The organism is Variovorax sp. UMC13 (assembly GCF_014170375.1).
Lineage (GTDB): Bacteria > Pseudomonadota > Gammaproteobacteria > Burkholderiales > Burkholderiaceae_C > Variovorax.
In genome coordinates this window covers 76,536-101,851 of record NZ_LZZW01000033.1, presented here as the reverse complement: position 1 = coordinate 101,851, position 25,316 = coordinate 76,536, and the positions used below count along the sequence as shown (strand labels likewise).

At 63.5% G+C, this 25,316-nt stretch carries 23 protein-coding genes; 8 read left to right on the top strand and 15 right to left on the bottom strand.

Annotation, left to right across the window (positions count from 1 at the left end; all coding sequences use genetic code 11):
* Positions 1-45: 45 nt before the first annotated feature.
* From A9977_RS28650 to rfbA, 3 genes are all read left to right on the top strand, one after another.
* On the top strand, positions 46-2,061 hold the full coding sequence (locus A9977_RS28650) for a nucleoside-diphosphate sugar epimerase/dehydratase (RefSeq protein WP_183028205.1): 2,016 nt from the start codon (positions 46-48) through the stop codon (positions 2,059-2,061).
* Between the two features lie 112 nt (positions 2,062-2,173).
* Positions 2,174-3,244 (top strand): dTDP-glucose 4,6-dehydratase, encoded by a 1,071-nt coding sequence (gene rfbB, locus A9977_RS28645; protein WP_183028204.1) that lies wholly within the window; start codon positions 2,174-2,176, stop codon positions 3,242-3,244.
* 129 nt (positions 3,245-3,373) lie between these two features.
* Entirely contained in the window at positions 3,374-4,276 is a 903-nt protein-coding gene (gene rfbA, locus A9977_RS28640) for a glucose-1-phosphate thymidylyltransferase RfbA (RefSeq protein WP_183028203.1), read from the top strand.
* A gap of 116 nt (positions 4,277-4,392) precedes the next feature.
* Here the strand turns inward: rfbA and A9977_RS28635 are convergent, their stop codons facing one another.
* From A9977_RS28635 to A9977_RS34795, 4 genes are all read right to left on the bottom strand, one after another.
* On the bottom strand, positions 4,393-6,621 hold the full coding sequence (locus A9977_RS28635; protein WP_183028202.1) for a polysaccharide biosynthesis tyrosine autokinase: 2,229 nt from the start codon (positions 6,619-6,621) through the stop codon (positions 4,393-4,395).
* Complete coding sequence (locus A9977_RS28630) at positions 6,618-7,052, bottom strand: low molecular weight protein-tyrosine-phosphatase (RefSeq protein WP_183028201.1); 435 nt, start codon at positions 7,050-7,052, stop codon at positions 6,618-6,620. Before A9977_RS28630 ends, A9977_RS28635 begins: the two co-directional genes overlap by 4 nt.
* The gene (locus A9977_RS28625; protein WP_183028200.1) at positions 7,049-8,179 is read right to left on the bottom strand and encodes a polysaccharide biosynthesis/export family protein; all 1,131 of its coding nucleotides are present in this window, start codon (positions 8,177-8,179) and stop codon (positions 7,049-7,051) included. The genes A9977_RS28630 and A9977_RS28625 overlap by 4 nt, the downstream gene beginning before the upstream one ends.
* Before the next feature lie 384 nt (positions 8,180-8,563).
* Positions 8,564-8,806, bottom strand: coding sequence for a DUF1508 domain-containing protein (locus tag A9977_RS34795; protein ID WP_405054714.1), 243 nt, complete (start codon positions 8,804-8,806; stop codon positions 8,564-8,566).
* Between the two features lie 288 nt (positions 8,807-9,094).
* Between A9977_RS34795 and A9977_RS28615 the strand changes: the two genes are divergently transcribed.
* Entirely contained in the window at positions 9,095-9,475 is a 381-nt protein-coding gene (locus tag A9977_RS28615; protein ID WP_183028198.1) for a response regulator, read from the top strand.
* A 159-nt stretch (positions 9,476-9,634) separates the two neighbouring features.
* Here A9977_RS28615 and A9977_RS28610 read toward each other — a convergent pair whose 3' ends face one another.
* Genes A9977_RS28610 through A9977_RS28600 form a run of 3 tightly spaced genes read right to left on the bottom strand, consistent with a single transcriptional unit; the run spans position 9,635 to position 13,656 of the window.
* Positions 9,635-11,044: a dipeptidase gene (locus A9977_RS28610; RefSeq protein ID WP_183028197.1), complete on the bottom strand. Its 1,410-nt coding sequence runs from the start codon at positions 11,042-11,044 to the stop codon at positions 9,635-9,637.
* A gap of 22 nt (positions 11,045-11,066) precedes the next feature.
* A complete protein-coding gene (locus tag A9977_RS28605) occupies positions 11,067-12,734 on the bottom strand; it encodes a carboxylesterase/lipase family protein (protein ID WP_183028196.1) in 1,668 nt (555 codons plus the stop codon).
* Between the two features lie 34 nt (positions 12,735-12,768).
* Complete coding sequence (locus tag A9977_RS28600) at positions 12,769-13,656, bottom strand: tripartite tricarboxylate transporter substrate binding protein (protein ID WP_259652196.1); 888 nt, start codon at positions 13,654-13,656, stop codon at positions 12,769-12,771.
* A 210-nt stretch (positions 13,657-13,866) separates the two neighbouring features.
* Here A9977_RS28600 and A9977_RS28595 point away from each other — a divergent pair, with 210 nt between their 5' ends.
* The gene (locus A9977_RS28595; RefSeq protein ID WP_183028194.1) at positions 13,867-14,784 is read left to right on the top strand and encodes a LysR family transcriptional regulator; all 918 of its coding nucleotides are present in this window, start codon (positions 13,867-13,869) and stop codon (positions 14,782-14,784) included.
* Between the two features lie 223 nt (positions 14,785-15,007).
* On the opposite strand, the gene A9977_RS28590 is transcribed toward A9977_RS28595, so the two are convergent.
* Positions 15,008-15,616: a helix-turn-helix domain-containing protein gene (locus tag A9977_RS28590; RefSeq protein WP_183028193.1), complete on the bottom strand. Its 609-nt coding sequence runs from the start codon at positions 15,614-15,616 to the stop codon at positions 15,008-15,010.
* A 193-nt stretch (positions 15,617-15,809) separates the two neighbouring features.
* Between A9977_RS28590 and A9977_RS28585 the strand changes: the two genes are divergently transcribed.
* Positions 15,810-16,073, top strand: coding sequence for a helix-turn-helix domain-containing protein (locus tag A9977_RS28585; RefSeq protein WP_183028192.1), 264 nt, complete (start codon positions 15,810-15,812; stop codon positions 16,071-16,073).
* A 349-nt stretch (positions 16,074-16,422) separates the two neighbouring features.
* On the opposite strand, the gene A9977_RS34710 is transcribed toward A9977_RS28585, so the two are convergent.
* Complete coding sequence (locus A9977_RS34710) at positions 16,423-16,566, bottom strand: hypothetical protein (RefSeq protein WP_310936219.1); 144 nt, start codon at positions 16,564-16,566, stop codon at positions 16,423-16,425.
* Between the two features lie 32 nt (positions 16,567-16,598).
* Entirely contained in the window at positions 16,599-16,847 is a 249-nt protein-coding gene (locus A9977_RS34705; RefSeq protein WP_310936218.1) for an SDR family NAD(P)-dependent oxidoreductase, read from the bottom strand.
* 384 nt (positions 16,848-17,231) lie between these two features.
* On the opposite strand from A9977_RS34705, the gene A9977_RS28575 reads away from it, so the two are divergent.
* The gene (locus A9977_RS28575) at positions 17,232-18,140 is read left to right on the top strand and encodes an AraC family transcriptional regulator (protein WP_183028230.1); all 909 of its coding nucleotides are present in this window, start codon (positions 17,232-17,234) and stop codon (positions 18,138-18,140) included.
* Positions 18,141-18,405: 265 nt separating this feature from the next.
* Here the strand turns inward: A9977_RS28575 and A9977_RS28570 are convergent, their stop codons facing one another.
* The 3 genes from A9977_RS28570 to A9977_RS28560 form a co-directional block, all read right to left on the bottom strand.
* The gene (locus A9977_RS28570; protein ID WP_183028191.1) at positions 18,406-19,458 is read right to left on the bottom strand and encodes a patatin-like phospholipase family protein; all 1,053 of its coding nucleotides are present in this window, start codon (positions 19,456-19,458) and stop codon (positions 18,406-18,408) included.
* A gap of 94 nt (positions 19,459-19,552) precedes the next feature.
* Positions 19,553-20,302, bottom strand: a complete 750-nt coding sequence (locus A9977_RS28565; protein WP_183028190.1) for an SDR family oxidoreductase — start codon at positions 20,300-20,302, stop codon at positions 19,553-19,555.
* Between the two features lie 325 nt (positions 20,303-20,627).
* The gene (locus A9977_RS28560; RefSeq protein WP_310936222.1) at positions 20,628-21,176 is read right to left on the bottom strand and encodes an XRE family transcriptional regulator; all 549 of its coding nucleotides are present in this window, start codon (positions 21,174-21,176) and stop codon (positions 20,628-20,630) included.
* A gap of 221 nt (positions 21,177-21,397) precedes the next feature.
* Between A9977_RS28560 and A9977_RS28555 the strand changes: the two genes are divergently transcribed.
* The gene (locus tag A9977_RS28555) at positions 21,398-21,706 is read left to right on the top strand and encodes a helix-turn-helix domain-containing protein (RefSeq protein WP_183028188.1); all 309 of its coding nucleotides are present in this window, start codon (positions 21,398-21,400) and stop codon (positions 21,704-21,706) included.
* Between the two features lie 117 nt (positions 21,707-21,823).
* Here the strand turns inward: A9977_RS28555 and A9977_RS28550 are convergent, their stop codons facing one another.
* Positions 21,824-23,956, bottom strand: a complete 2,133-nt coding sequence (locus A9977_RS28550) for a DUF3363 domain-containing protein (RefSeq protein ID WP_183028187.1) — start codon at positions 23,954-23,956, stop codon at positions 21,824-21,826.
* A 589-nt stretch (positions 23,957-24,545) separates the two neighbouring features.
* Positions 24,546-25,067 carry a S26 family signal peptidase gene (locus tag A9977_RS28545; RefSeq protein WP_183028186.1) on the bottom strand — a complete coding sequence of 174 codons (522 nt, stop codon included), beginning with the start codon at positions 25,065-25,067 and terminating at the stop codon, positions 24,546-24,548.
* Positions 25,068-25,316 lie beyond the last annotated feature (249 nt).

Here is a 25,316-nt window from a genome sequence, read left to right as displayed (position 1 = left end):
TGAGCCACAGTCTGCCGAAATCGTGTTCGAGCTAGGAGTTTCCCGTTGATCAATCGTCTGGCCGAGCCCTTGCTCGGTCTGCCTCGCGCTGCCAAACGCTTGTTGGCGTTGGCCGTTGACGCCAGCCTTTGCGTGCTCTGCGTCTGGTTGGCCTTCAGTCTTCGCTATGAGCAATGGATCGCCTTGCAAGGCGTCCAGTGGCTGGCGGTGGTCATGGCCATTGTGATGGCACTTCCCCTCTTCGTCGTCTCGGGTTTCTACCGGGCCATCTTCCGCTATGCGGGGGGGGCGGCGCTGTTGGCGTTGGTCAAGGCTTGTGCGTTGTTTGCGGTCGGCTATGTGCTGATGTTCAGCTTCATTGGATTGCCAGGTGTCCCGCGTACCATCGGAGTGATCACACCAATACTGTTGTTCCTGACTGTTGGTGGCTCCCGCCTGGTGGCGCGCTATTGGCTGGGCGGTATGTATGTGAGCACCTTGCGACGGAGGACGCTGCCGCAGGTCGTGATCTACGGTGCGGGCGGTGCGGGGAGGCAACTGACTGCGGCGTTGGCGCACAGCCAGGACATGGTCGTGCGGGCGTACATCGATGATGCCGAGCACTTGCAGGGCAGCACGCTGAACGGGGTACGCATTCATCCCATACGTTGGCTCAAACTGAACAGCGCGGCTCTGGGAATTACCGATGTGTTGCTGGCCATGCCTTCGGCCAGCCATCAGCGCCGGGCGCAGATCCTCAGCGACCTGTTGCCGCTTCATTTGCACGTGCGAACGCTGCCCGCCATGGCCGACCTCGCGCATGGTCGCGTGCAGGTGCAAGACCTGCTTGAGGTCGACATTGAAGACTTGCTGGGGCGGGACCCGGTGGCACCGGTCGATGATCTGCTGCAGCGCCCCATCCGTGGGCAGGTGGTGCTGGTCACGGGCGCCGGCGGTTCCATCGGCAGCGAACTGTGCCGGCAGATCGCTATGCAGTCCCCCAGCACGCTGCTGCTGGTCGAACTGAGCGAATACGCGCTCTATGCGATTCATCAGGAGCTGCTGGCCCAGGCGCCGGGCCTGCGCGTGCTGCCCCTACTGGCATCGGTGCGTGACGAAGCGCGCATGCGCGAGATCATGAGCACCTGGCGACCCGACACGGTCTACCATGCGGCCGCCTACAAACATGTACCCATGGTCGAGCACAACCCGGCCGAAGGCGTGAAGAACAACGCACTGGGCACCCTGATCACGGCGCAGGCCGCCATGGCCAGTCAGGTGCGTCGTTTCGTGCTGGTAAGTACAGACAAGGCCGTGCGGCCCACGAACATCATGGGCGCGAGCAAGCGCGTGGCAGAGATGGCACTGCAAGGTCTGGCTCAACAGTCGGGGCAGTCGGGCACGTGTTTTTCGATGGTGCGTTTCGGCAATGTGCTGGGGTCGAGCGGCTCGGTCGTGCCGTTGTTTCGCAAGCAGATCGAGGCGGGCGGGCCCATCACGCTCACGCACGCCGACATCACGCGCTACTTCATGACCATTCCCGAGGCGGCTCAATTGGTGATCCAGGCCGGCACGATGGCTGTGGGCGGCGACGTGTTCGTGCTCGACATGGGTGAGCCGGTGCGCATCATCGACCTGGCCCGCCGGCTCGTCGAACTCTCGGGTCGCACGGTGCGCGACGAAGCGACGCCCGATGGCGACATCGCCTTCCATATTGCCGGCTTGCGGCCCGGCGAAAAGCTTTACGAAGAGCTACTTATCGGCGACAACTCCATGCCTACGATGCACCCGCGCGTGATGAAGGCGCATGAAGAATGCCCGCCGTGGGAAGAGTTGTCGCGGCTGTTTGGCATGCTGAATGCGGCACTGGCGGAGAACGACGTGCCCGCGCTTAAGGCCGTGCTGAAGCAGATGCTGCCGGGCTATCAACCCCATGCGGAGGTGGTGGATTGGGTGCATCTGGAACACCAGCGCACGCCCGCCGTAGCCTCGCTAGCCGACCGTCGCCGCAGCCTCCAGACCTATGCCGACAGCGGTTGGGTGCCAGCGGAGCCGGAGCCGGAGCCGTTGCTGCCGGCTTAATTTTCAGGCAGCGCCATTGGGAAAACTGCAGCTTTTACTCTGCACTATTGTGCAATGCGGCTGAATGCGATGCCGCATCGCATCCATCGACCCAGACCAAGAAGCTTCCCACATGATCCTTGTCACCGGCGGCGCCGGATTCATCGGCGCCAACTTTGTACTCGACTGGCTGGCCCAAGGCGACGAGCCGGTCGTCAATCTCGACAAGCTCACCTATGCTGGCAACCCGGAGACGCTGGCTTCGCTCCAGGATGATGCACGCCACGTTTTCGTGCAAGGCGACATCGGCGACAGCGCGCTGGTCGACCGCCTGCTGGCCGAGCACCGCCCGCGTGCGGTGTTGAACTTCGCGGCCGAGTCGCACGTCGACCGTTCGATCCACGGGCCCGAGGACTTCGTCCAGACCAACGTGCTGGGCACCTTCCGCCTGCTCGAATCGGTGCGCGGCTACTGGAGCGCGCTGCCGGCCAACGAGAAGGCCGCCTTCCGCTTCCTGCACGTCTCGACCGACGAGGTCTACGGCTCGCTCTCCAAGACCGACCCGGCCTTCACCGAAGACAACAAGTACGAGCCCAACAGCCCGTACTCGGCCAGCAAGGCCGCCAGCGACCACCTGGTGCGCGCCTGGCACCACACCTACGGCCTGCCGGTGGTGACCACCAACTGCTCGAACAACTACGGTCCCTTCCATTTCCCCGAGAAGCTGATCCCGCTGATGATCGTCAATGCGCTGGCCGGCAAGCCGCTGCCGGTGTACGGCGACGGCATGCAGGTACGCGACTGGCTGTATGTGAAGGACCACTGCAGCGCCATCCGCCGCGTGCTCGAGGCCGGCCGGCTGGGCGAGACCTACAACGTGGGTGGCTGGAACGAGAAGCCCAACATCGAGATCGTGCACACGGTCTGCGCGCTGCTCGACGAACTCAGCCCGCGCGCCGACGGCCAGCCTTACAAGGCGCAGATCAGCTACGTGACCGATCGCCCGGGCCACGACCGCCGCTACGCGATCGACGCGCGCAAGCTCGAACGCGAGCTAAGCTGGAAGCCGGCCGAGACCTTCGACAGCGGCATTCGCAAGACCGTCGCCTGGTACCTGGCCCACGGCGACTGGGTGCGCAACGTGCAGAGTGGCGCGTACCGCGAATGGGTCGAGAAGCAATACGACGCCAAGGCCGCGGCATGAAGGTGCTGCTGCTGGCACGGCGGCCAGCCCGGCGCCAAGCCTAAAGTGCCACTTCACCTGGCCCTGCCATTTTGGCAAGATCGCCTCACACATGCTGTGCAAGATGTTTCAATACGAGATACCGGTCAAATGACAAATCGCAAGGGAATCATCCTGGCCGGCGGCTCGGGCACCCGGCTCCATCCCGCCACGCTGGCCATGAGCAAGCAGCTGCTGCCGGTCTACGACAAGCCCATGATCTATTACCCGCTGAGCACGCTGATGCTCGGCGGTATCCGCGACGTGCTGATCATCAGCACGCCGCAGGACACGCCGCGCTTCCAGCAGCTGCTGGGCGACGGCAGCCAGTGGGGCATGAACCTGCAGTACGCGGTGCAGCCCAGCCCGGACGGCCTGGCCCAGGCCTTCCTGATCGGCGAGCAGTTCATCGGCAACGCGCCCAGCGCGCTGGTGCTGGGCGACAACATCTTCTACGGCCACGACTTCGCGCAACTGCTCGGCGGTGCCGACGCGCAAGCCTCGGGTGCCACCGTCTTCGCCTACCACGTGCAGGACCCGGAGCGCTATGGCGTGGTTGATTTCGATCCGCAGGGCAAGGCCCGCAGCATCGAGGAGAAGCCGGAGACGCCCAAGAGCCACTACGCGGTGACCGGCCTGTACTTCTACGACAACCAGGTGGTGGACATCGCCAAGGCGGTGAAACCGAGTGCGCGCGGCGAGCTCGAGATCACCGCCGTCAACCAAGCCTACCTGGAGCGCGACCAGCTGAACGTGCAGATCATGCAGCGCGGCTATGCGTGGCTGGACACGGGCACGCATGAGAGCCTGCTCGAAGCCGGCCAGTTCATCGCCACGCTGGAGCATCGGCAGGGCCTGAAGATCGCCTGCCCCGAGGAGATCGCCTGGCGTGCCGGGTTCATCGACAGCGAGCAGCTGGCCAGGCTGGCGGCGCCGCTGCACAAGAGCGGCTATGGCAAATACCTGAGCCACCTGCTGGCGGAGAGTGCTTCAATGCAATTGGAATCGTTATAGTCGCTTGGATCTGAGGCTGAGGTTAGAGGGGGCATGATTGCCATGGGCAAAAAAATTTCCAAAAAATGCCCCTCTGCTTAACGAAAACCATTTTTTTCAAAGGTTGGAGTAGCGAATCAGTTTTTGTACTTGTACTCGGTATATCGGTAGCCGCCGTACTTGTAGCCATAGCTACCGTAGTGGCGTCGCGTCATGTCCATTGCGTTGAACAGAACACCGCTCGCGGTCTTGCCAGCATGGGCTAGGCGCTTGGCACTTTCATTGAGTTCACCAAGCTGCGTTTGGTCGGCACGTGCTACCAGCAACACGACGCCTGCATGGGGTGCAACGGCTGCGGCGTCTGCCGCCACCAGCACAGGTGGGGTGTCGATGATCACCAATTCGTACTGCTCCGACAGCGTGTCCAGCAAGCGGCTGAACGTCTCCGACATCATCATGTCGGCCGGGTTTGAAGGCAGTTTGCCGGTGGTCAGTACGTCCAGGTTTGGCAGGACTTGGGTTCGGATTGCCTGGGTAGGCGTGAGCACGCCGGCCAGTACTTCCGACAAGCCGTTCTCGCGCTTCATGCCGAGTTCTTGGTGGATATGGCCCTTGCGCATGTCGGCATCAATCAGCAGCACGCGCTTGCCTGCGATGGCCATGATGGCTGCGAAGTTGGCGGAGATAAAGCTCTTGCCAACGCCCGGGGTCGCTCCGGTGATCATCACCCGATTATTGCCAGCCTCCAATGTGGCGAACTGCAATGCAATGCGCAGACTGCGCAGTGCCTCGATGGCAGGGCTTTCGGGGTGTAGCACTGCCAGCAATTGCACGCTCGAGGCGTTGCGTTGGTCGACAGGAACCTGCTCCGCAGTGAAGGGCACTACGGAGTAAACATTAAGTCCCGTGTGTGCTTCGATCTCGTCTGGGTTGCGGATGCCTCCCATGAACAGGCTGCGAATTATGGCCAACGCAGCGCCAGCGAGCAAACCTAGTACGAGGGCCAGAGCCACAATCATGGGTTTCTGTGGTTTGATCGGTTTTTTGGGCTGAACGGCTTGGTCGAGCAGGCGTACGTTGCCAACCTTGCCCTCTTTCACCAAGCGTAGCTGTAGCGCGCTGTTGAGCAGCGACTTGTATAGCTCTCCGTTCACGCGTACGTCACGCTCCAGTCGCAGCGCATCCTGTTGAATGGTTGGCATGGCGCTCACACGGGTGTTGAGCGCGCCGAGCTCGCTTTGGATCGCGCTGATCTGGCCGTCGACGGTCTTGATTCGTGGGTTGATGTCTGTGTACTTCGCCGCGAGCTCGCGGCGGTGCTGCTGCGCTTCAAGCAGCTTCGTTTGCAGTTCGACCGCCTTGCCCAGCACGCCTTTGGCTTCCTCGTCGAAAGCGATGGTGCCGTTCTTGTTGCGGAACTTGGTGTATGCATCCTCTGAGGCTTCTAGCTGCCGCTTAAACTCGGGCAACTGCTCATCGAGAAATCCAAGGGTCTTTTGTGCTTCCGCGGCTTTGCGCTCAACGTTCTGACGTACGTACTGTTCGCCAATGGCGTTGAGAATTTTTGAAAGGCGAGGGCGGTCGCTATCTTCCAATGACACGCTGATCACATTGGACTGCTTGCCTTGCTCACCGAGTTGCAGGCGTCTCTGAAGATCCTCGATGGTGCCTAGGCGTGAGTCGCGCGACATAACGAACTGTGCGCCAGGCTTGCCATCGAGCTTGGTGATCAAAAGTGTGATAGGTCCATCATCAGCGGTGTGCGACAGCGGTTGGCCAACGGTACCGGTCAGCGTTTCCCCGAGGTCTTCGTTGCTCAACGTATAGCGGCCTTCGCCCATTGCCGTGACGGTAAATGGCTTGCCGTCCTCCAATGCCGGTGGCACATCGAACTGCGTGACTTCAATCCGCTCCTTGCCGCTTACATAGCCAGCGATTCCGAGAAAGCCGGGGTTCGACAGGTCGTCTGCCCTGTTTGCCAGCCAGCGACCAACGATTGGCAAGTAGCGCGGCTCTGCTTCGATGTAAAGCCTTGTCTGGTCGACGGCGGCGCCTAACACTAGGCGTGATCTCAGAATCTGAATTTCACCGCTGGCCGGTGTCTTCACGTCGAACAGGCTCGCGGAGTCCCCAAGGAAGCCTTTGGCATCGGGCGCAGAGTCTTCCACCTGCACCAAGAGGTTAGATTGGTAGACCGGTGTCGACAGCAACGCGTACGCCACACCGATAGCCACGGCAACAGCCGTGACGCCCATCACCAACCATTTGCGGTCGAGCAGGATGTCGACGTATTCCGACAGATTGATTTCGTCGTCTTTTGCCGCAGGGTTCTGGGGCGGGAGCGAGGCGGCGGCTGAAGGCGTCATTTGAATTTCTGTATCCGTTCGGCCCAGGCTTGGGCACCGGCGTCGATAAGTTGCAGGGCGTGTTCGAATGCGTCCTGACCCTGGCGATAAGGGTCTGGCACGTCCTGCTTGAGGCTTTCTGCAAATCGAAATACCTTGCCGCGCGTGAGCGGGTAACGGCTTTCGATATGGCGGCGCTGGCCGTCGTCCATGGTGAGGATCAGGTCGGCCTGCTGGCACATCAGTTGCGTGAGCTGGCGCGCTCGGTGGGTCTCGATGTCGAGCCCGCGCGCGCTCATCAGCGCTTTGGCGATGTCGTCGGCTGGGTGGCCGATAAGCGCGCCCGTACCGGCGGACGACACCAACAACTGCGGCAACGCGGCAGCCAGCAGGGCTTCACCCATCGGGCTTCGGCAGATGTTGCCGATGCAGACCACTAGAACCGACTTCACCGGGCGTTGATCTCGCTGCCAAGACTGACCACCTGCGCGCTTGGCAGGATCAGGCTGATGATGCGGTTCCATTGCACCAGCGGGACGGGATCGATATACACCACATCACGCGGCTTGAGCGCGAAGTTCTCGGCCAGTGCGAGCGCTGCGGGTGAAGCGGCATTCAGGTGGAACAGCGCCGGGTCGCCCTGCGCGTTGTTGCGGATGACATAGATCTGCGAGGTGTTGGCCGTGAGCACGCTGGCGCCACCGGCTTCACCCAGTGCTTGATTCAGGCTCAGCCGGCCGTTGTTCATGAGCAGCGCAGCGGGGCGCGTGACCTCACCCATCACATACACCTTGTTCTCCTCGCGGTTGCGGACCGAGACCAGGTCGTCGCTTTGTAGCAAGATCTTGTTCGCGTTGACCCCCAGTGCCTCGAGCAAGGGCATGTCGATGCGCGTCGTAACGTCGTTGCGCGTGAGTGTGACCATGGTGCGGTCGCCCGCGGCCGTGATGCCACCCGCGCGGCTGATGGCCTGTGGCAGCGTCATCGGCACGTCGGTGAAAATCTGCATGCCGGGCACGCGCACTTCACCTTCGACAAAGGCGCGGCGGCTGCGGAAGGATGCGATCCGGATCGTGACTTGCGGGTCCCGAATGTACGGGGCCAGCTTCTTGGCCATCATGTCGCTGGCTTCGATTTCCGTCAGTCCTGCGATCTTGGTGCGGCCGATATAGGGGAAGCTGATCTCACCGGAAGCACTTACGATGAAGCCGGGTGCAGCACTGATGCCAGTAGGGTCGGCCTGCTGGCTGATCACCGCACCCGCCGAGGGCAGCAGGTCGGGATGGTCGTACACCACGATGCCGATCACGTCGCTCGGGCCGATGGTATAGGGCACGGGCGTGCCGAACAGTGCCTTGACTTCCGGTGCGACGTCGCGCGGCTGCGAGAGCCTTTGGGCCTGGATCAGGTCCTTGGTGATTGGGATGATCACGCCTTGCGCAGGATTGTCCGGGTCGCCGGCCACATACTGTCCCAGCGGCACGCTGGTGCGCGTGCCCGCGTCGGCATAGCCGAAGCCCGGAGCCGTGACCACCGCGCAGCCTTGCAGCGCGAGAAGACTGGCGCAGACGGCAATCATCCACCCGCCTCGTGCGGCATTTTTCGATGCAAAGCGCTTCAAAACTGGTTGTTCCTTGACTGTCTCGGTGATGACGCATAGCCGGTCAATCCGCTGCTCGTTCCGACTGCGCACGGCGCAGAGAAGGCATCGGTGAGACTGAAAGTCGGCGCGCACTTCAGGGACGAAGCAGCGTCGTTTGCAATTCTAGCCAAGGCTTAATTCGCAAAAATGACGAAGTGCGGCAAAGCTGTCCCATAAAGATGGGAGGCCTTCGAATTCAGGAAACTTTTGTATTCAAATTCTGGCGAGGGCTGTGCGCAAACTGTCTCTCGCGCACAACTCGCGCAACCCAGCGCAGAGCCTCGAGCAGGTTCGCCGTGTGTGCCGCGTAAGTAGGAGGGGCTACGAGGGCGTTGCGTTCGGCGTGTTCGGAGCGGCGCTATCTGGGGCACCGACTTCCAACACATTCCCCAGTGGGTCGAAGATCTTCGCCTTCTGGGTCAGGGAGCGTACCGCATGGATGGCCTGCAGCGCTGCATCGCGTGTGGGAAAATTTCCTGTGCTTCCGCACACCGCATCGCCTTCCGCGTCGCGCAACTCCCAAACCCAGCGGCCACCCCTGACGGGTATCACTACATATTTCATCGTTCGCTTTTGCCTGTTGCGCTCCGTGATGGCACGCCGAGCATTGTCTCTTCTTTGACACCTTGCTATCGGCCATTGGCTCAGTTTTTTAAGCATTTGAGCCATACCTTGTCTGTAGGCGGAAGGCGGGTCCTGCTCGCCGCCCGTTCACGCTGCGCGACGTGAGCCGCTAGACTTCCGGGTGCATCCATCGGCGCGCTCTCCGCGTCGAGCGCGCTGCTCTTTTTTCGCACCGATTTCGCATCGTCGACGTGCCGTGATGTCGCGTCGATCTATCGCATTTTCTTCATGACGCTTCGTGTTTTCCTGGTTGAAGACAACCCTTCCATTCGTGATGTGCTCCTCGGATTGCTGGAGGACGCCGTCGACTGCGAAGTGGTCGGCATTGCACCCTCGCAAGCAGAGGCCACCCGATGGCTTTCTCGCAACGGTCAGGGATGGGACCTGATGGTCACCGACCTGTTCCTCGAAGAGGGGTCGGGCATGGAGGTGATCAAGGCCTGCGCGCAGCGGCTGCCGCATCAGCGCGTGGTGGTGCTCACCAACTATGCCGAGGCCTCCGCGCATCGCGCGATCGCTCAAGGCGCCGACGCGGTGTTCGACAAGGCAACGCAGTTCGATGCCTTCATGGCCTATGCCGGCGCGTTGATGCGGGTGGCCGGCACCTGAGCTGAGGTGCAAGTGGCGACGGTGTGGCGGCCGTCGGGCTGCATGGCCGCCAGTGAAGGCGCCTGAGCGTGCCGCGCGAGGTATTGACGTAAGACATTCCACCGGTGCGACCCCGCGCACGCCGCTGATGGCGTGCGCGTCCGATGGACGGGGGCGTGCCTACGCCGACTGCGCCGTTCGGTGGAAAGATGCCGGCGTGCACCGGCCCAGCTCGGCCAGCAGCTGAGTCCAGGCGCGTGCACCTTCCTGAATCGACTTCAGCCGGAAGAACTCGTTGGGGGCGTGCAAGTCCTCGTCGGGCAGGTTGTAGCCGAACATCAGCGTGTCGATGCCTAGCGTTTGCTTGAAGATGGCCGTGATCGGCACGGTGGCGCCCAGCCGCACATGGATGGCCTGCTGGCCCGATTCGCGGGCGAGCACCGCCTCGGCGGCGCGCACCAGTGGATGTTCGGGAGCCAAGCTCGATGCGGGCGAGCCGTCGTTGATTGCGATCACCTCGAGCGTGCAGCCCGCGGGGCAGCGTTGCCGCAGATGCTGCAGAACGGCCTGAAGCACGGCCACCGGGTCTTGGCCTTCGACGACGCGCACCGTGAGCTTGGCGCCGGCTTCGCAAGGGACGATGGTCTTGCCGCCCTCGCCGGTGTAGCCGCCCCACAGGCCGTTGACGTCGAGCGCCGGGCGCAGGGTGACGCGTTCGCGCGGCGTGTAGCCATCTTCGCCGTGCGAGCTGCCGCCGACGTCCGAGAAGAAGGCCGTCTCGTCGTAGGGGAAGGCCGCCGTGTCGGCGCGCTGCTTCGAGGTGGGCGGCGCGGACCCGCGGTAGAAGCCGTCGACGGCCACGCCGCCGTCGTCCAGATGCAGCGATGCGACCAGGCGCGCCATCTCGTGCAGCGCATTTCGCACGCTTCCGCCATAGCGGCCCGAATGCAGGTCCTTGGCGGCGGTGCGCAGGTGCACTTCGAGCTGCGCATTGCCGCGTGCGCCGGTGTTGATGGTTGGCACGCTTGCGCTGGCGCGGCCGCCATCAGCGGACAGCACCGCGTCGGCGTTCAACAGCGCGCGGTGGCGCTCGACGATGGTGCGCAGCGACGGGCTGCCAGTTTCCTCTTCGCCCTCGAGGAACACCTTGATGTTGACCGGGCAGCCGCCCTGCACCGCAAGGTAGGCGGCCACCACCTCGAGCGCGATGGTGGTCGAGCCTTTCACGTCAGAGGTGCCGCGTGCATAGAGCCGGCCGTCGATCTCGGTCGGCTCGAAGGGCGGCGTGCGCCACAGCGCGATCGGGTCGGCGGGCTGCACGTCGTAGTGGCCGTAGACCATCAGCGTCGGCTTGCCGGGCGCGCCGTTCCATTCGCCGTAGACGGCGGGTTCGCCGCCGCCGTCGAGCAGGCGCACATCGCTCAGGCCGATCTCGCGCAGCCGTGCCAGCAGCAGCTCGCGCGCCGCGGCCATGTCGGGCGCGAAGGCCGGATCCGCGCTGACGCTCGGAATGCGTAGGAAGGTCTTGAGCCAGTCCACGATCGCCGGCTGGCGTGCGTGGAGGTGGTCGATCACGGGTTGTTCGTTCATCGGATGTGGTTTGTTCGCGTTGTCAGTAAAGGGGCGGGAAAACGCCAGGGCCCCACACCGTGTCGCACTGGTGCGCTCGCTCGAAGGCATCGGTGGTGGCCACGGCCGCGGGATAGGTCAGGCTTAGGATGGTCCGGTCGGCACGGCCGGTGAAGCGCGGCCAGCGCGTGCCGACGTTGCGGCCGTCGCCGTTCGGATCGCCGTTGCGCACGAAATTCAGCAGGTAGGTGATCGCCTGCTCCGATAGCGCCTTGCGTTGCGCCGTCGTGGTGGCGTCGGGTGTCGTGCTGGCCTGGTCGAAGTAAGGGTAGGACGTCAGGGCATCGACGCTGCCGGTCAGGTAGTAGGAGTCCATGCCGTGCGAAGAGCCGTAGTAGAAGCTCTTCGGCGCCACAGCCGGGAACGACAGTTGCGGGTCGACGAACTCGTAGCCGTAGACCGGCACCCATGCCGATAGCGAGGTACGCCGAGCGCTGTTCGCACAGGCATACAAGGAGTCGCCCAAGGCTCGCGCATAACCTTGAGCTGGTACTGCGAAGTTTGCAGCGGGATAGGCCGCGTCGAGCTTGCTCGTATCGTAGCCCGCAGGTGCCAGCGAGTGCAGATAGAGCCCATAGTTATCGGCGGTCTCCGAGGTGTCGGCGAATATCGTGCCTTCGTCGTAGACGCCGCCGATCATGACTGGCACCTGATTGAAGTTCCCGGTTTCGAAGGCGCGTGCGGGCGTCTGCGTGAGGATCTTGTTGTCCACCGTCGGCCGCCACTTGAGTCCGCCTTGCGCCAGCAGTGCCGACGTGGGGACGGCGCGCAGGCAGGCCACCACGTCCGCGGCGGTGGCGCAGCCCAGCTTCGCGACGGCGGTGTCGCCGACGGCCAGCGAGCTGTCCATCGAGGGGTTCGAGTACTCGGCCGATCCGCCGCTCTGCATAACCACGCGCTGGAACAGCCCCGCGGCCTTGGGCGATTGCAGCAGCGAGAAGCTCTGCGTGGCGCCCGCGGAGGTGCCCCACACAGTTACGTTGCTCGCATCGCCGCCGAAGGCCGCGATGTTGCGCCGGGTCCAGTCGAGCGCGGCGAGTTCGTCCATCAGCGCGAAGTTGCCCAGGCTGCCGTCCTTGTTGGCGGTGCGCAGCGCCTTGTTGGCCAGGAAGCCGAGCGCACCCAGGCGGTAGTTGATGCTAACCACCACGACGCCGCGACTGGCCAACGCGGCCGGGCCCTGGGCGCCGGAGCCGATCGTGAAGGCGCCGCCATGGATGTAGAAGAGCGTCGGCAGCTTGTCGCCGGGCTTGGCGTTCGCGGGCTTCCATACGTTCAGGTAGAGGCAGTCTTCCGAAGACTTGGTCTCGATGCCCGGCCCCTGGAGGCAGGCGCTACCGAAGGCCGTGGCCTGCAGCGTGCCGTCGTGTGCCGCGGGTGGCTGCGGCGGCGCCCACCGCAACGCGCCCACGGGCGGCTTCGCGTAGGGGATGCCCAGGAAGGCGACCGACCCGGAGCCCGTGACGCCGGCCACCGTGCCTTCGGTCGTGAGGGCGATGTTGGCGGCCTGGGCCGTTGGCGGCGCGGGCGGCGCTGAGCTGTCGGCCGCGACCGCTGGCGTAGTGGGGGCGCTGCCGTCATTGCCGCCGCCGCAGGCAGCGAGGGCCAGTGCTGCGAGAAGGGCGGGCCATGTCGATCTGATGTGCTTCATGTGCTTGTCTCCGGTGTTTGAAGTGACGGGTGGTTCACGGAAGTTCGTAGCCGGTGGTTTTCACCAGCTCGCGATAGCGCGCGATCTCTTTGGCGTAGAAGCTTTCGCCCGCCTCGACGCTCATGGGCTCGAAGATCGTCTTGGCCTGTTGCTCGAGCAGGTCCCGTGCTTGGGGATCCTTGAGCGCATTGGTGATCGCCGCATTGAGTCGCTCCACGACCGGGCGCGGCGTGCCCTTCTTGACGGCGTAGCCGGTCCAGATGCTGAAGTTGAAGTCCTTTAGAGCCTTGCTGTCCGCGCTCGATTGCACGCCCTTGAACTGCGCCGGAAGGCTCTGGGCGGAACCCAGCGCGCCGATGACGCGCAGGCGGCCCTGCTTCGCGAAGTCCGCATAGCTGGCCTGGTAGGGCATGAAGGCGAAGTCGATCTGCCCGCCGATCAGGTCCTGGATCAGCGGCGCGCCGCCCTTGTAGGGCACGTGCGTGATCTCGGCGCCGGTCCGCTTGATGAACAGTTCGCCCAGCAGGTTGTACAAGGTGCCCGCGCCCGTCGTGCCATAGGACAGCGGCGCGGCTTTGCGCGACCGTGCGAGCTGGACCAGTTCGTCGAGCGACTGGACCGGCAGCGCGGAACTGACGACCACGATGATGGGCGAAGTGGCGACGGGCGCGACCCACTGGAAGTCTTCCGGCTTGTAGCGGGTGCTCTTGTTGACGATCGTCGGCAGGATGAGTTCGCTGGGCGAGCCCTGGAACAGGTAGTAGCCGTCGGCCGGCGCCGTCAGCACCTTGCCCGCGGCGATCGTGCCGCTGGCGCCGCCGAGGTTCTCGACGATGACCTGCCCGTCCAGGTCCTTGCCTACCGGCCCGCTCAGCGCGCGGGCTGTGATGTCGCTGGCCGCGCCGGCGGCATAGGGGACCATCAGAGAGACCACCCTGGAGGGGTATTTGGACTCCGCCATCGAGAGCGTCCCCAGGGCGAGGAGGGCGGGTACGCAGAGCCATCGGGACCAACTTTTCATGACCGAATCCTTGTGTGGAAGTAGTTCGGTCGGATGCTAGGAACTGCTGTCAAGGCCGTCCAATGCATTATTTACTTTGTTACCATGAGTCGTACTCATGAGGTGATCGCCATGAATCTTCAGCAGCTCGACCACCTATTGGCGCTCGCCGAGACGGGCTCTTTCAGCCGGGCCTCGGAAAAGGTCCATCTGACCCAGCCGGCGCTGAGTCGCAGCATCCAGGTGCTGGAGCAGGAGTTGGGCATGCAGGTGATCGATCGCGTGGGCAAGCGAAACGAGCTCACGCCTTTCGGTGCCATGGCGCTGGCGCGCGCCAAGCGCATCTCCATGGAGGTGCATGAGCTCAAGCGTGCGGCTGCTTTGCTGGCGGACGGCGAGGCCGGCGTAGTGCGGCTGGGCTTGGGTGGGGCGTCGAGTGCACTGTTCTCGGCGCCCTTGCTGACGCAGATGCTGTGCAACCATCCGAAGGTGAGCCTGCAGATTCGCAGCGGCGCCGCCGATGTGCAGCTAGCGGCGCTGCGGGCGCGTACGCTGGATGCCGTGGTGCTGACCTACAGGGTGGTGCTGCCGCGCGAGGACCTGCATATCGAGCTGCTGCCGACCATGCGCTCCGGCTTCATCTGCCGCAGCGGACATCCATTGCTGTCGGAGGGGCGCGGCGCCATGCGCTTCGAGGACCTGGTGCGGTACCCCTTGATCTCGTCGAACGTGAGCGACGACGTGGCGCGCATCCTGGTCGAGTGCTACGGACGCGATGCAAACCCGCAGCATTGGCTTCACATCTCGTCGGACGAGATCGGGGCATTGATTGCCGCCGTTCAGAACAGCGATGCCATCTTTCTCGGCATGCTGGCATCGGCGCATGAGCTTCTGGCCAAGGGAGAACTGGTGGAGCTCCGGCTCGAGCCCGATGCCGGGCTGAGCGTGCAGTTGGCCTTCATCACCCTCGAAGGCCGGACCGAACCGCCTCCCTTGAAACTCGTGCGCGATTTTTGCATCACGCTGACGCAGGCCGAGATCGGGACGTGACCCGGCCTGTCGGTGCTCTCTTGTGTGTAAAGGCCAGCTACTTTAGCCGTCTTGTCCCAGTGGGGCAGGCATGATCTTGGACGAATGCTTGCTCGGAGTGAGATTTGAGACGTGTTCCGCGATAGCGTCGGGACGATCAGTGTCTTAGGATCACGTCGTCCGGCTCTCCACGCCCTCGGCCTATCCGCAGGCCGCTGCAATCTTGGCAGTGCTTGCGAGGCGTCTAGTCACGCAACGTGAAGACAACTGATAGGTAGCTAACGGGCTCCTCTTCAATGGCTTCGATTCCATGCAGCGCGGTCGCATCAAATTGGAGCGAATCTCCGGGGGCCAGCTTTACGACCTTGGCGCCGTAGCGATAGGAGACTCGACCACTGACCACGTGTACGAACTTTATGCCGGGATGCTGGAAGGTGACATAGGGCTGAGCATCGGGCAGAAGCGTGACCAGGTAAGGTTCTACGAACAGGTTCCCTGAAAGCTGGTGGCCAAGGAGTTCATAGCGGTAGCCCGCCACGGCGCCCACGCGATCTACCAAGATACCTCGCCCAGCGGGCACATGGGAGAAGTCGGTGCGAGTGGTTTGGTCGCTAAAAAAGCGGGAGACGGGAACGCCGAGCCCGCTCGCGATGCGATCAAGAGATTCGACGGAAGGAGAGACGAGTCCACGTTCGATGCGCGAGAGCATGGATCGAGAAACACCGGAACGGGATGCCAACTCACCGCCCGAGGCGCCGGCTGCGATCCGGAGCGAGCGGACTTGATGGCCAATGCGAAGTGCGGGGTCACTCCGGCGAGGCGCTACCGACGAGGGAGTCCGCGCAGGCAGCATCGACGCCAGCGGCCGGAAGGGGCGACCTGTGGGGAAAGGAGACGGTAGAAGACTCGTAGCCATGGTCTTGGCCAATCCTTGAAAGGGCGGTAGAGCCGCGCAAATGCTACGTTCGGCATAGCGCAGGCAATCATAAGTGATTTGTACCATAAAAGCGGGTGCATAGAAACACCAATGGCGTGAATCTCGGTGCATGCGTTCCAGTCAAGATCCTGCGTTGCTGCGGGCACTCGCGTCCGAGTTGAAAGCTCGCCGTGCTGCTCTCGGCATAAGCCAGGACGAACTGGCGCTCACAGCGGGAATCAATCGGACTTTTGTGGCGAAGCTTGAACTTGCGAAGACGAGTCCTTCACTGTCGAGCCTTTTTAGACTTTCGGTCGGTTTAAGAGTCGAGCCGTGGGAGCTGATACAGGCCGTGCAGCGGCGTTACGACGTCGAGCGGCTTACGAGTGTTTGATCGAGTCGCCTTCTGGCATAAGCCACTCTGGTCCAGTATCTCGGGCGATCCCGCGCGCGGCCCATGGAACACAGGTGCACATTCGCAGCTTTTACTGCCTTGGTTTGACTTCGGAGTGCAACCCCTTTGGCGAGCGAGGCTCGTCGCGTAGGGACGGCGCGCCCAATGCTGTATTGCAGGAGGCAGGCAGTTCTTGCTTACTCAGCCCGTGCAACCCGACACGACGATGATGAAAAACACGCCAGAGTGACCGCCGCGGTCGCGAGCGTGAGGCGTGCGCCGGTGTTCGTCGAGCTGTTCATGCAGTTTCGTCCAAAGTGAGAAATCGATCGGAGAGGCGCCAAGTGGCTTAGTTCATCAGCGCCAGCACGACGGCATGGGCGCCAGCGGGGTAGTGCAGTGGGTCGGATTCTTCGGTCGCGGCACGCCAGATGGCCTGGGCCACATCGGACTCCATGGTCACGCCCTTGGGCTGGGTGAGCGATGCGAACATGCAATGAGCAAAGGCTTCGTACGCAGGTGGAATCAATCCCTCGATGCGCTGCGGCTATGCGCGGTGAAGCTGGTGACAGGCCCGTAGCCAGGTTCGACGAGTTTCATGCGGGTGCGAAAGTCTTTCAGCTCGTGCCCAAGCGAGGAGGTGAATCCCTCGATCGCGGTCTTGCTGGCGGTATAAGCTGCCACCAAGGGCTTCGGGGCCAGGGTCGCGCTCGATGTCACGTGGATGATGGTTCCTTCGCGACGCTCCCGCAGCTTCGGGATGATCGCTTGCACATGGCAATCACGCGGAACGTATTCGTCTTGAAAACTTCTCGCGCCGTTGCCATCTGGGTCGCCTCGACGGCGCCGAACAGGCCAATATCGGGGTTGTTGACCAGTATGTCGATGATGGCGCCAATGAGTTCGAACGCGCGGGCGATGCTCCGGGGCTTCGTGACGTCGAGTCGCAGGGCTCGAAGCCGCTCCGAAGCCGAGAGCAAATCGCTGCATATGGTGGCAACCACGTCGCAGCCACCCGCAGGGACGTGGCACGCAATGGAGCAGCTGCTGATCAGTGCGGCTTATCTCTTTCTGTTGCGTGGAGTGAACGGTACGGGGTCGATCAGGACTATCTGCCTGGTAAAGTCCAAATGTGTTTGGCATTCGTCCGGTAGTGCAATGAGCGATCCATTGACCGAAGTAGTTCGGCTTCTGCAGCCGCAGGCCGTCTTCGCCAATCCGATAAGCGGCAAGGGAGACTGGGCTGTCCGGTACTCCGAGTATGGAAAGCCCAGCTTTTGCATCATGCTGGAGGGAAGTTGCCTGCTGGCGGTTGATGGCCACGAACCCTTCACGCTCAGCGCTGGCGACTTTGTCTTGCTGGCCGCGACCCCACCGTTCACCATCTCGAGCTTTGGTCCTGCCCCCTGCATCCATCTCGATCCGAAAACGATGACTGAAGGTGCAGAGGAACGACGCTACGGCGAGCAACGAGGGGCGCCCGACATGCGTTCGCTCGGGGGCGCGTTCTTGTTCGACAACGCCGATCCTCAGCTCCTGATCTCCCTTCTGCCCGGGGTCGTCCATGTACAGAATTCGATGCGCCTGGCGCAGCTCGTTCGCATGGTGGGGGAGGAGTACATGGACCAGAAGCCCGGCAGCGAGTTCATGCTTTCGCGCCTGATCGGGATGATGCTGGTCGAAGCGATGCGGTCGGTCACGACGGGCAGTGCTCCGCCAGGCTTGCTTCGCGGCTTGGGCGATGAGCGGCTGGCCCCCGCCCTGAAGAAGATGCACGCGCAGGTGGGTCATGCCTGGACGGTCGCCGAACTGGCCCAAGCCGCGGCCCTGTCTAGGTCGGCATTCTTTGATCGCTTCACCCGGACGGTGGGCGTCGCACCGATGGAGTACCTGCTGTCCTGGCGAACGGAGATCGCAAAGGATCTTCTGCGGCGGGAAAGGCTTTCTGTCTCGGAAGTCGCCGAGCGCGTGGGCTATGGCTCCACGAGCACATTCAGCGTTGCCTTCAGTCGGCACGTCGGCCAATCGCCCAGCCGCTACGCTGCATCCGGGTCCGGGCCAGGCTAGCGGCAATTCACATCGTGGCCGTCATCGTCAAGGCCATGGCTGTAGACGGCGCGGTTTTACTACTGCATGTCCGTCGGCGTGCCCGATCAACCCGTCGGACGTTCCGCTTACACCGGCGCCCGGCAAACACATCCCCTCTGCCTGCTGTCCGCACTGGATGCCTCCGACCTGCTTCGGCAGGCTGCGCCTTCTTGGCCACCACTGCATCGTGTTGAGCGAACGGGCAGATCTGGACGCGCTCGTTCTCGCCATGGGGCAACGCCGCCTAGACGGGGGCGGATCCCGGGCGATGCGGCTGGGGTTCCGCATGGATGTCAGCGGATGCGGCAGGCTGCGCGTTGCCGCCAACAGCGGGCGGTAACAGGTCGACGAGGTCATTCTTTGGAGTGTGACGGGACTTGATGCCGGCAAGCGCTCGTACCGCGGCATCATGCCCTGCAGCAATGGCCAGCTCCTGCTCATTCTTTGCCGACATCCCGGACACGCTGACAGACGGTGAAATGAGAATATCCGCCTCTGCCATCTCCGCTGCGGCGACCGCGCAGCTTTGCATCCGCATGACTCGCAGCAGCACGGATGGAATCGCGAGGCCGGTGCCTCCCGATCCCGTGCAGTAGATGTCCACGGCAATCACGAGGTCCGCGCCCATCGCGCGCGCAAAGCGCACGGGCACGAGACTCGTGATACCGCCGTCGACCAGGTGGCCGTCCTTGTAGGCAACAGGCACGTTGGGGCCGGGCACGGCTGCGGAGGCCTGCACAGCGGCCCCCGGGTAGCCTTGGTCTATGAGCACAGCCTTGCCGCTGTCCAGGTCAGTTGCCACAGCAGCGAATCGGCGGGGAAACTTCTCGATGGGAACATTCGAGGTCATCGAATTGACCCAGCTGGCGATGTTGTCGCCCCTCATGAGCCCGCTTTTGCTGAATGTGAGGTCTATCAGGGAGGTAATCCTGACACCACGCGCGATGGACTCGATCTCGGCTGCTGACATCCCGCTCGCGTAGGCTGCACCAACGATCGCCCCTACGGAGGTGCCAACAACAATGTCGGGTTGTATTCCTGCCTCATCCAGAGCCCGAAGCACCCCCAGGTGCGCGAAGCCGCGCAATCCCCCTCCGCCCAGCACCAGGGCGATCGTGGGCGTGGACTTGTTCGAGTGCACGGCAGAGGAGCGCGAACTGCGTTGAACGTCCGCGAGCGTCCTGGGCGACAACAGGGAGCGTGGCTCGTCGCTGACGCTCGTGCAGCCCGCGAGTCCGAATGCCGACAGAAGTGTCGCCATGATCGCGCTGCGAGACCTGGCGCTGAAGAATTTCATGCTTGCCTTGGTGGAGAGGTGATCAAAGTGCGCGGGGCTCGTGCGACGGATACCTGACGCGCACGTCAGGCGACGTGTGATCCCCGCGCGCCTTTTACCTGGCCTTCGCGTTCGCGAGGGCGACAGCATCCGCGCCTGCTGCGAAATGCAGCCGATCAGACATGTCGTTGGCAGCCTCCAACACCACGTCGGCGACGTCCTGCGAACTCGTCACGGCGCCTGGATTGGCGAAGGCGGCGAAGATCGGCTCAGCGAACGGCATGTAGGCCGCTGGAATGAGGCCTTGCATGCGTGCACCGCCGTTCTCGGTGAAGCGAGTGCCGGGGCCATAGCCCGGCTCAACCAGCTTGATCCGGATGTTGAAGGCCGCGAGCTCGTGAGCCACGGAGCCGGTGAGGCCGTCAATGGCCGTCTTGCTTGCGGTATAGGCCCCGGCAAGCGGGAACGATGCAAGTGTGGTGCTCGAGGTCACATTCACGATCGCGCCGGCCTTGCGCTGTCGAAATTGCGGAATGACCGCCTGCATCATCGCGATGACACCAAACGTGTTGGTCTCGAACAGTTCGCGAATCGTCGACAACGGCGTTGCTTCGAGGGCCCCGATGGCGCCGATGCCGGCGTTGTTGACCAGCACATCGATCGGGCCGGCCGACTGGATCGCCGCGGCAACGCTCTCAGGCCTGGTCACGTCGAGGGGAATGATGTGCATGCGTTCCGACTTGGGCAGCAGGTCTGCGCGCGGCGTGCGCATTGTCGCGATGACGTTCCAGCCCTTGTCGTGGAAGTGGAGGGCGGTTTGCAGGCCATAGCCGGACGAGCAGCCGGTGATCAGGACGGATTTCATGGCATTTCCAGTTGAGTAGTTGCGTTGGGGCCAACGATACCCAGCGGAATCAGGACTTTCTACATCTAAAGATCCTGAATGATTCTTCAGAAGTCCGGAAATGGGCTGAAGTGCCCTCACATCAGGCGCATCCAGTTCGTGTCGGGAATCTCCCATAGGGCTTCCGAAGAGTGCGTGCAAGGGCACGCGTCGTCAGCGTTCGATGCCGCGCTGCCGGCCGAACTCCCAGTGCGCGGCCGATCCGCGCGCGTGCGCCGTGCTGGCGGCTGTTACTTCAAGTATTTCGCCAGTCCAGGGACGATCCCTAGGCCTTCAAAGCCAGCGATCAATCGCGTAACGTGAATACGACTGACAAATAGCTCACAGGTCCCTCTTCGATGGCGTCGATCCCATGCAGCACGGTCGCATCGAACTGCAGCGAGTCCCCGGGTGCCAGCTTCACGAGCTTCGCCCCGTACCGATAGGAGACTCGACCGGTGACCAAGTGAAGGAACTTTATGCCGGGATGCTGGAAAGTGACATAGGGCCGGGCTTGGGACTGAAGGGTGACCAGGTAAGGCTCTACGAATAGATTTCCTGAAAGCTGATGACCAAGGAGCTCGTAACGATACCCTGAGACGGCACCCACCCTGTCTATCAAGATCCCCCGCCCAGAAGGAACATGAGAGAAGTCCGTGCGGACGGTCTGGTCGCTAAAGAAGCGAGATACCGGAACCCCCAGTCCGTTGGCGATGCGATCAAGAGTCTCAACCGAGGGCGAGACAAGGCCCCGTTCGATACGAGAGAGCATGGATCTGGAGACTCCAGAACTAGCTGCCAGTTCACCCCCGGATGCTCCAGCCGCGATGCGTAAAGCGCGCACCTGGTTGCCGATACGGCAGGCACATTCGCTCCGGGGGGCAACCGAAGCATTGCCGACTTTTGCGCGCAAGAGCGCCTTGTGTACCAAGAACGGCCGCGCTGTGGGAAACGGTGAGTTGATCGAGCGCACGTGACTCATCAGTCCGAACCTTTGCCGCGCCGCCAGGACAAGCGCTGCAACAAGAGTTAAAGATAACGTGGTTTGAATTATCTCTTCATTGGACGCTCGTGTCCATGGAGAAGAGAGCAGCCCAGCGCGGACGACCTTCTGGCGCGACCACTTTTGAGGCGGCGCCTGCGGCCGCGTTCGGCGAAGTTGTGCGAGCTATGCGTTTGGCAGACGGTATGGCGCAAGAGGCTCTGGCTCACCAAGCTGGCATTGAGCGCTCGCACATGGGAAAAATTGAGCGCGGTGAGCACATGCCGACGCTCGTGTTGATCCTGCGCATATCTACTGCGCTCGGTAGGACGGCAGGGGAGCTGCTGCTGGAAACTGAAGCCAGGTTGTTATGTCTCCCGCCGAGTGTCGATTCCGATCGGTGAAAGCATCTCTACCGTAAGGCTTCTGAAGAAGCCGTCCGCGCCTTCGGTGCAGTTCGGAGCGTTCGCGTCGACTCAAACGCATTGCCGGCTTCGATCAAGCGTATCTCTACTTGCCGGTCAGCGGTCAATGCCTCGCTGACGGCCGAACTCCCAGTGAGCGGTACGTCCGCGCGTTTGTGCTGCTACTTGCTGTCCTAGGCTGCGTTCGAGTGTGGGGCGCCAGGGCACGAGGCTGAATCCGGTTCCATCGTCGAGCACGGCGAAGCGGCCGGCGGAGAGTTGGATCGAAGTGCGGTAAATGCCGCGTGCTGTTTCTCCCTCGCGAGGGGTTCGGTAGGGACGTTTCATTGCTTGCTCCAGCCGCTCTACTGCTACTTTCCACTCCCGCTGTTCCAGGGACTTGATGAGATCCCGCGCCAGTGTGATGCGCTGGCCCTGTCTGGCAGCCAGCCCCGCGCATTCCAGCGCCTGCACACGCTGCTCCAGCGCCTCGCGTACCTGTCCCCCAAAACCTGTGACGGCCAGCGGCGCGCTGCCTTGAAGCAAGGTGTGATCCAGCCAGGTCGGGCCAAGACTGCCGACCTGCTGGGCGAGATCCGAGCGTGCGAGAACCTCGACGTGAGGGGCCGAGGGAGTGGCAGTAGCCGACGTGGCGGTAGGTTCCAAGGGCGAGGCCCGCTGTGATACCTCGTCGGTGTTGCGTGCCGTCCGCGCCGGCTGCCGGTCCGGATCCGGGCTGCAGCGCACCGAACTGGGCAGGGTCAAGCGGTTGAGATCGCTGAGGACGCTGCGCAGAGCTGTGGCCGAGCCCACGATTGGCGGCATTCGGTTCAGGAGATCGCGGTCTTCTCGGAGAATTTTTCTTGACGGAGGCTGAGCCTCTAGGGGAGCTGCACGGTCCTGCGCTCCCTTCGCTGCAGGAGGGCCTGTTCGCGCCAGATGCGCTGTCACGCGGACGATGCCGTTGATCGGGATCGTGTCGGCATCCACGCCCAGCGGCAGGGTGATGTGGTGAGCTCGCCCGTCAATGCCGTCTACCACCAGGTAGCCGAGCGCATGCGAGCCCTTCGCCGCTCGAAGATCGGCCACTCGCCCCACGATGGATTGCCGGGGCGCCGGGTCAGGGTCGAGCACGCGACGCTGTGCGCCCAAGGCCTTCTGCATCGTGCGCACGATGTCGTGGCGCTCGCCCATCGCGCGCAGCACCCGTTCCAAGTCTCTCGAGAGCTGCCATCGATGGCTGTCGAGTTTCTTGGCCATGCCCATTCCCGCCAGTTGCTCCAGCCGGCGCCGCAGCATCGTGGGACGTCCGCTGCGCGTTGCGGGGCCGAACTCCTCGGTCAACGCTGCATCGTGGGACGACCCTCCCGCAAGCGGGTGGCCGCCGTGTGGCTGAGCCGCCTCACCCTTCGCGGTGACTGCTGCCAGGTCGACGATCCCGTCGACCGCGTGGGCGAGGAAGGTGCGGTCCAGGGAGGTCAGGCGTGCCTGTTCTGTCTCGCGTTGCAGTGCCTGGCGCATCTCGAGCTCGGTGCGAGGTCCGAGCCAATCGGTGACCACTTCGGAGGCGCGCCCGCGCATGCCTTCGGCCAGATAGTCCGGCGCGATCACGAGGTCCACCTCCTTGCGCCCTTGCCGCACGCGACCGCGCAAGATGACGTGGGTGTGAGGGTTGTCGGTGTCCCAGTGATCCACCGCCACCCACTCGAGCGGGGTCTGCAGGTCCACCTGCATGCGTTGCATCCATTCCCGTGTGAAAGCTCGCAGGTCCTCCACGTCACCGGCATCCTCGACCGAGACGATCAGGCGGAACTGGTGACGGTCATCCTTCGTTCGATCGGCGAAGGCTTCGAGGTCCGCGGCGTCTGTCTCGGGTCCGTACGCCTGGGTCTTCGCGCCGTCGCGTGTCACGCCCTCGCGATCGATGTACTTCAAGTGCGCGGCAACCGACGGGCCGCTGCCCGGCCCGAGCCGCACCAGATTCGCCTTGACCACAGCGCGCCTGCCATCGGGGCGCGCCGAACGGGTGGCCATCCGGGCTGCGACCTGGCCGCGACCAAAGGTCCATGCGGGCCGTCCACCGGAGGTCGCGCTTGCGGATCGTCTCGTGGTGCCTCGGACCCCTGCGGCGCCGGGGCTTTTCGCGACGGCGGTGACGACCTGCGAGATGAACCGCTTCGTGCGCGGGCCTCGGTCCGAAGCCGGTGGCGCCAGCCGGATCTGGAACTTGTCCTCGTTCTGAACACTCATGGCCGCGGCTCCCGGCGCTGCTGCGCACGGCACGGCGACGGCGCTGTACCCATCCCGTGGCGTGCCGTCTTCAAGCAAGGCTGCATGCGGTCCTGCGCCCAGGACGTGCCGGTGCTTTTATCTTGCCCTCTCTCCCATTTTCTCCATACCAGCTGCGAACCTCGACCTTCGTCCCTGTCCCCGCTCGCGGGAAGCGCGGCGCTGCCAAGTCGCGTTTCGCGCGCCGCATGACACGCAGGACGAACGGGTCCGGCGTCCGCGTCTCTGCGTGCGAATGTGGTGCGCTGCTGCGCACACAGTCCACAGGGGAGTGCGCGCGCACGTGGCCTCAACTGCGTGCCGCCCCCGCGAATCTGCGCAGATGCGCAGGCAGGAGCGATCGCGTTCATGGGCGCAATGCCGGCCGCTTTGCTGCCGCTCGGCAGCGAACGCGCGCTCTTGCATGCCGCGCCCGCGGCGCACGCCGTGGCGTGGCGCCAGTACAGGACGATCGCACGCACGAGAAGGGTTGGCCCACACCGGGCACGGCGTGCCATCGTCACGGTAGCCTTCCGCTCTTCGGCCTCGTCAATGAAGGGCAGATCGCTTTTCATGGGATGCCCCACGTCCACAACGGGCGCGCCTCGCCGACCACCAGGGATGCATCCACCGGCCCGAAGTACCGGCTGTCAAACGATGTCGCATACGCGTCGCCCAGCAGGAAGATTTCGTCGGCCATCAGGGGGCGGCACTGGCGCCATGCGGGCAGCGCACGGCCCTGGCCATCGCGCTCATGAACACTTGTCTTGCGCACGCCGTCGATGTGCAGTCCGTGCGCATCCGTGCAGACCAGCTGCGGTGCCGCGGCGGCCACGCGCTTGAGCACAGGCAGCGTCGCAGGCAGGTAGCCGCGCTGCGCCGCAAGTCGCGCGGCTTCGGACGGAAGGCGCACCAGCACGACGGCGCCGACGCGCGGCGCGGCGGCGCGCTCGGGTGCCTCGATCAGGTACCAGCCCGGCGCGACGCTGGGTGTCGCGTTGTACACGAGCCGGGCCGGGCCGTGGCGCAGGGGCGTGCTGCACAGCGCGATCACGCCGACACTGGCCCATAGCAACCATCCTCGCGCTCTCATCACAGCGACCTCGTCATGGAGTGGCTCCGATGCCGCCCGGCGTACAGCGCGCCGAGCTCGCCGATCGCTTCAAGGCCGCGACTCCCAAGACCGACGACTGGCGAGGACCCGCGCTTCCGCGTGGCTGCGCGATGGCCGCGATCGCGCAGCGTGCGGATGTCACTGCTGTGACTGGAAACGCGGACGGCGACAGCAGAAGGGGAGGACGCCGGGTCAAGCCGAAGGCCGGTGTTGCGCCAGATGGCGTCG

What these genes read in the sequence shown, in the direction of transcription:
- A9977_RS28635 (WP_183028202.1), bottom strand. Translation starts at nt 6,621, where the DNA reads ATGACGCCTTCAGCCGCCGCCTCGCTCCCGCCCCAGAACCCTGCGGCA.
- A9977_RS28585 (WP_183028192.1), top strand. Translation starts at nt 15,810, where the DNA reads ATGCGTTCCAGTCAAGATCCTGCGTTGCTGCGGGCACTCGCGTCCGAG.
- A9977_RS34795 (WP_405054714.1), bottom strand. Translation starts at nt 8,806, where the DNA reads ATGAAATATGTAGTGATACCCGTCAGGGGTGGCCGCTGGGTTTGGGAG.
- A9977_RS34710 (WP_310936219.1), bottom strand. Translation starts at nt 16,566, where the DNA reads ATGTTCGCATCGCTCACCCAGCCCAAGGGCGTGACCATGGAGTCCGAT.
- rfbB (WP_183028204.1), top strand. Translation starts at nt 2,174, where the DNA reads ATGATCCTTGTCACCGGCGGCGCCGGATTCATCGGCGCCAACTTTGTA.
- A9977_RS28550 (WP_183028187.1), bottom strand. Translation starts at nt 23,956, where the DNA reads ATGAGTGTTCAGAACGAGGACAAGTTCCAGATCCGGCTGGCGCCACCG.
- A9977_RS28615 (WP_183028198.1), top strand. Translation starts at nt 9,095, where the DNA reads ATGACGCTTCGTGTTTTCCTGGTTGAAGACAACCCTTCCATTCGTGAT.
- A9977_RS28625 (WP_183028200.1), bottom strand. Translation starts at nt 8,179, where the DNA reads ATGATTGCCGTCTGCGCCAGTCTTCTCGCGCTGCAAGGCTGCGCGGTG.
- rfbA (WP_183028203.1), top strand. Translation starts at nt 3,374, where the DNA reads ATGACAAATCGCAAGGGAATCATCCTGGCCGGCGGCTCGGGCACCCGG.
- A9977_RS28555 (WP_183028188.1), top strand. Translation starts at nt 21,398, where the DNA reads ATGGAGAAGAGAGCAGCCCAGCGCGGACGACCTTCTGGCGCGACCACT.
- A9977_RS28545 (WP_183028186.1), bottom strand. Translation starts at nt 25,067, where the DNA reads ATGAGAGCGCGAGGATGGTTGCTATGGGCCAGTGTCGGCGTGATCGCG.
- A9977_RS28575 (WP_183028230.1), top strand. Translation starts at nt 17,232, where the DNA reads ATGAGCGATCCATTGACCGAAGTAGTTCGGCTTCTGCAGCCGCAGGCC.
- A9977_RS28605 (WP_183028196.1), bottom strand. Translation starts at nt 12,734, where the DNA reads ATGAAGCACATCAGATCGACATGGCCCGCCCTTCTCGCAGCACTGGCC.
- A9977_RS28610 (WP_183028197.1), bottom strand. Translation starts at nt 11,044, where the DNA reads ATGAACGAACAACCCGTGATCGACCACCTCCACGCACGCCAGCCGGCG.
- A9977_RS28565 (WP_183028190.1), bottom strand. Translation starts at nt 20,302, where the DNA reads ATGAAATCCGTCCTGATCACCGGCTGCTCGTCCGGCTATGGCCTGCAA.
- A9977_RS28590 (WP_183028193.1), bottom strand. Translation starts at nt 15,616, where the DNA reads ATGCTGCCTGCGCGGACTCCCTCGTCGGTAGCGCCTCGCCGGAGTGAC.
- A9977_RS28570 (WP_183028191.1), bottom strand. Translation starts at nt 19,458, where the DNA reads ATGAAATTCTTCAGCGCCAGGTCTCGCAGCGCGATCATGGCGACACTT.
- A9977_RS28600 (WP_259652196.1), bottom strand. Translation starts at nt 13,656, where the DNA reads ATGGTCCCCTATGCCGCCGGCGCGGCCAGCGACATCACAGCCCGCGCG.
- A9977_RS28595 (WP_183028194.1), top strand. Translation starts at nt 13,867, where the DNA reads ATGAATCTTCAGCAGCTCGACCACCTATTGGCGCTCGCCGAGACGGGC.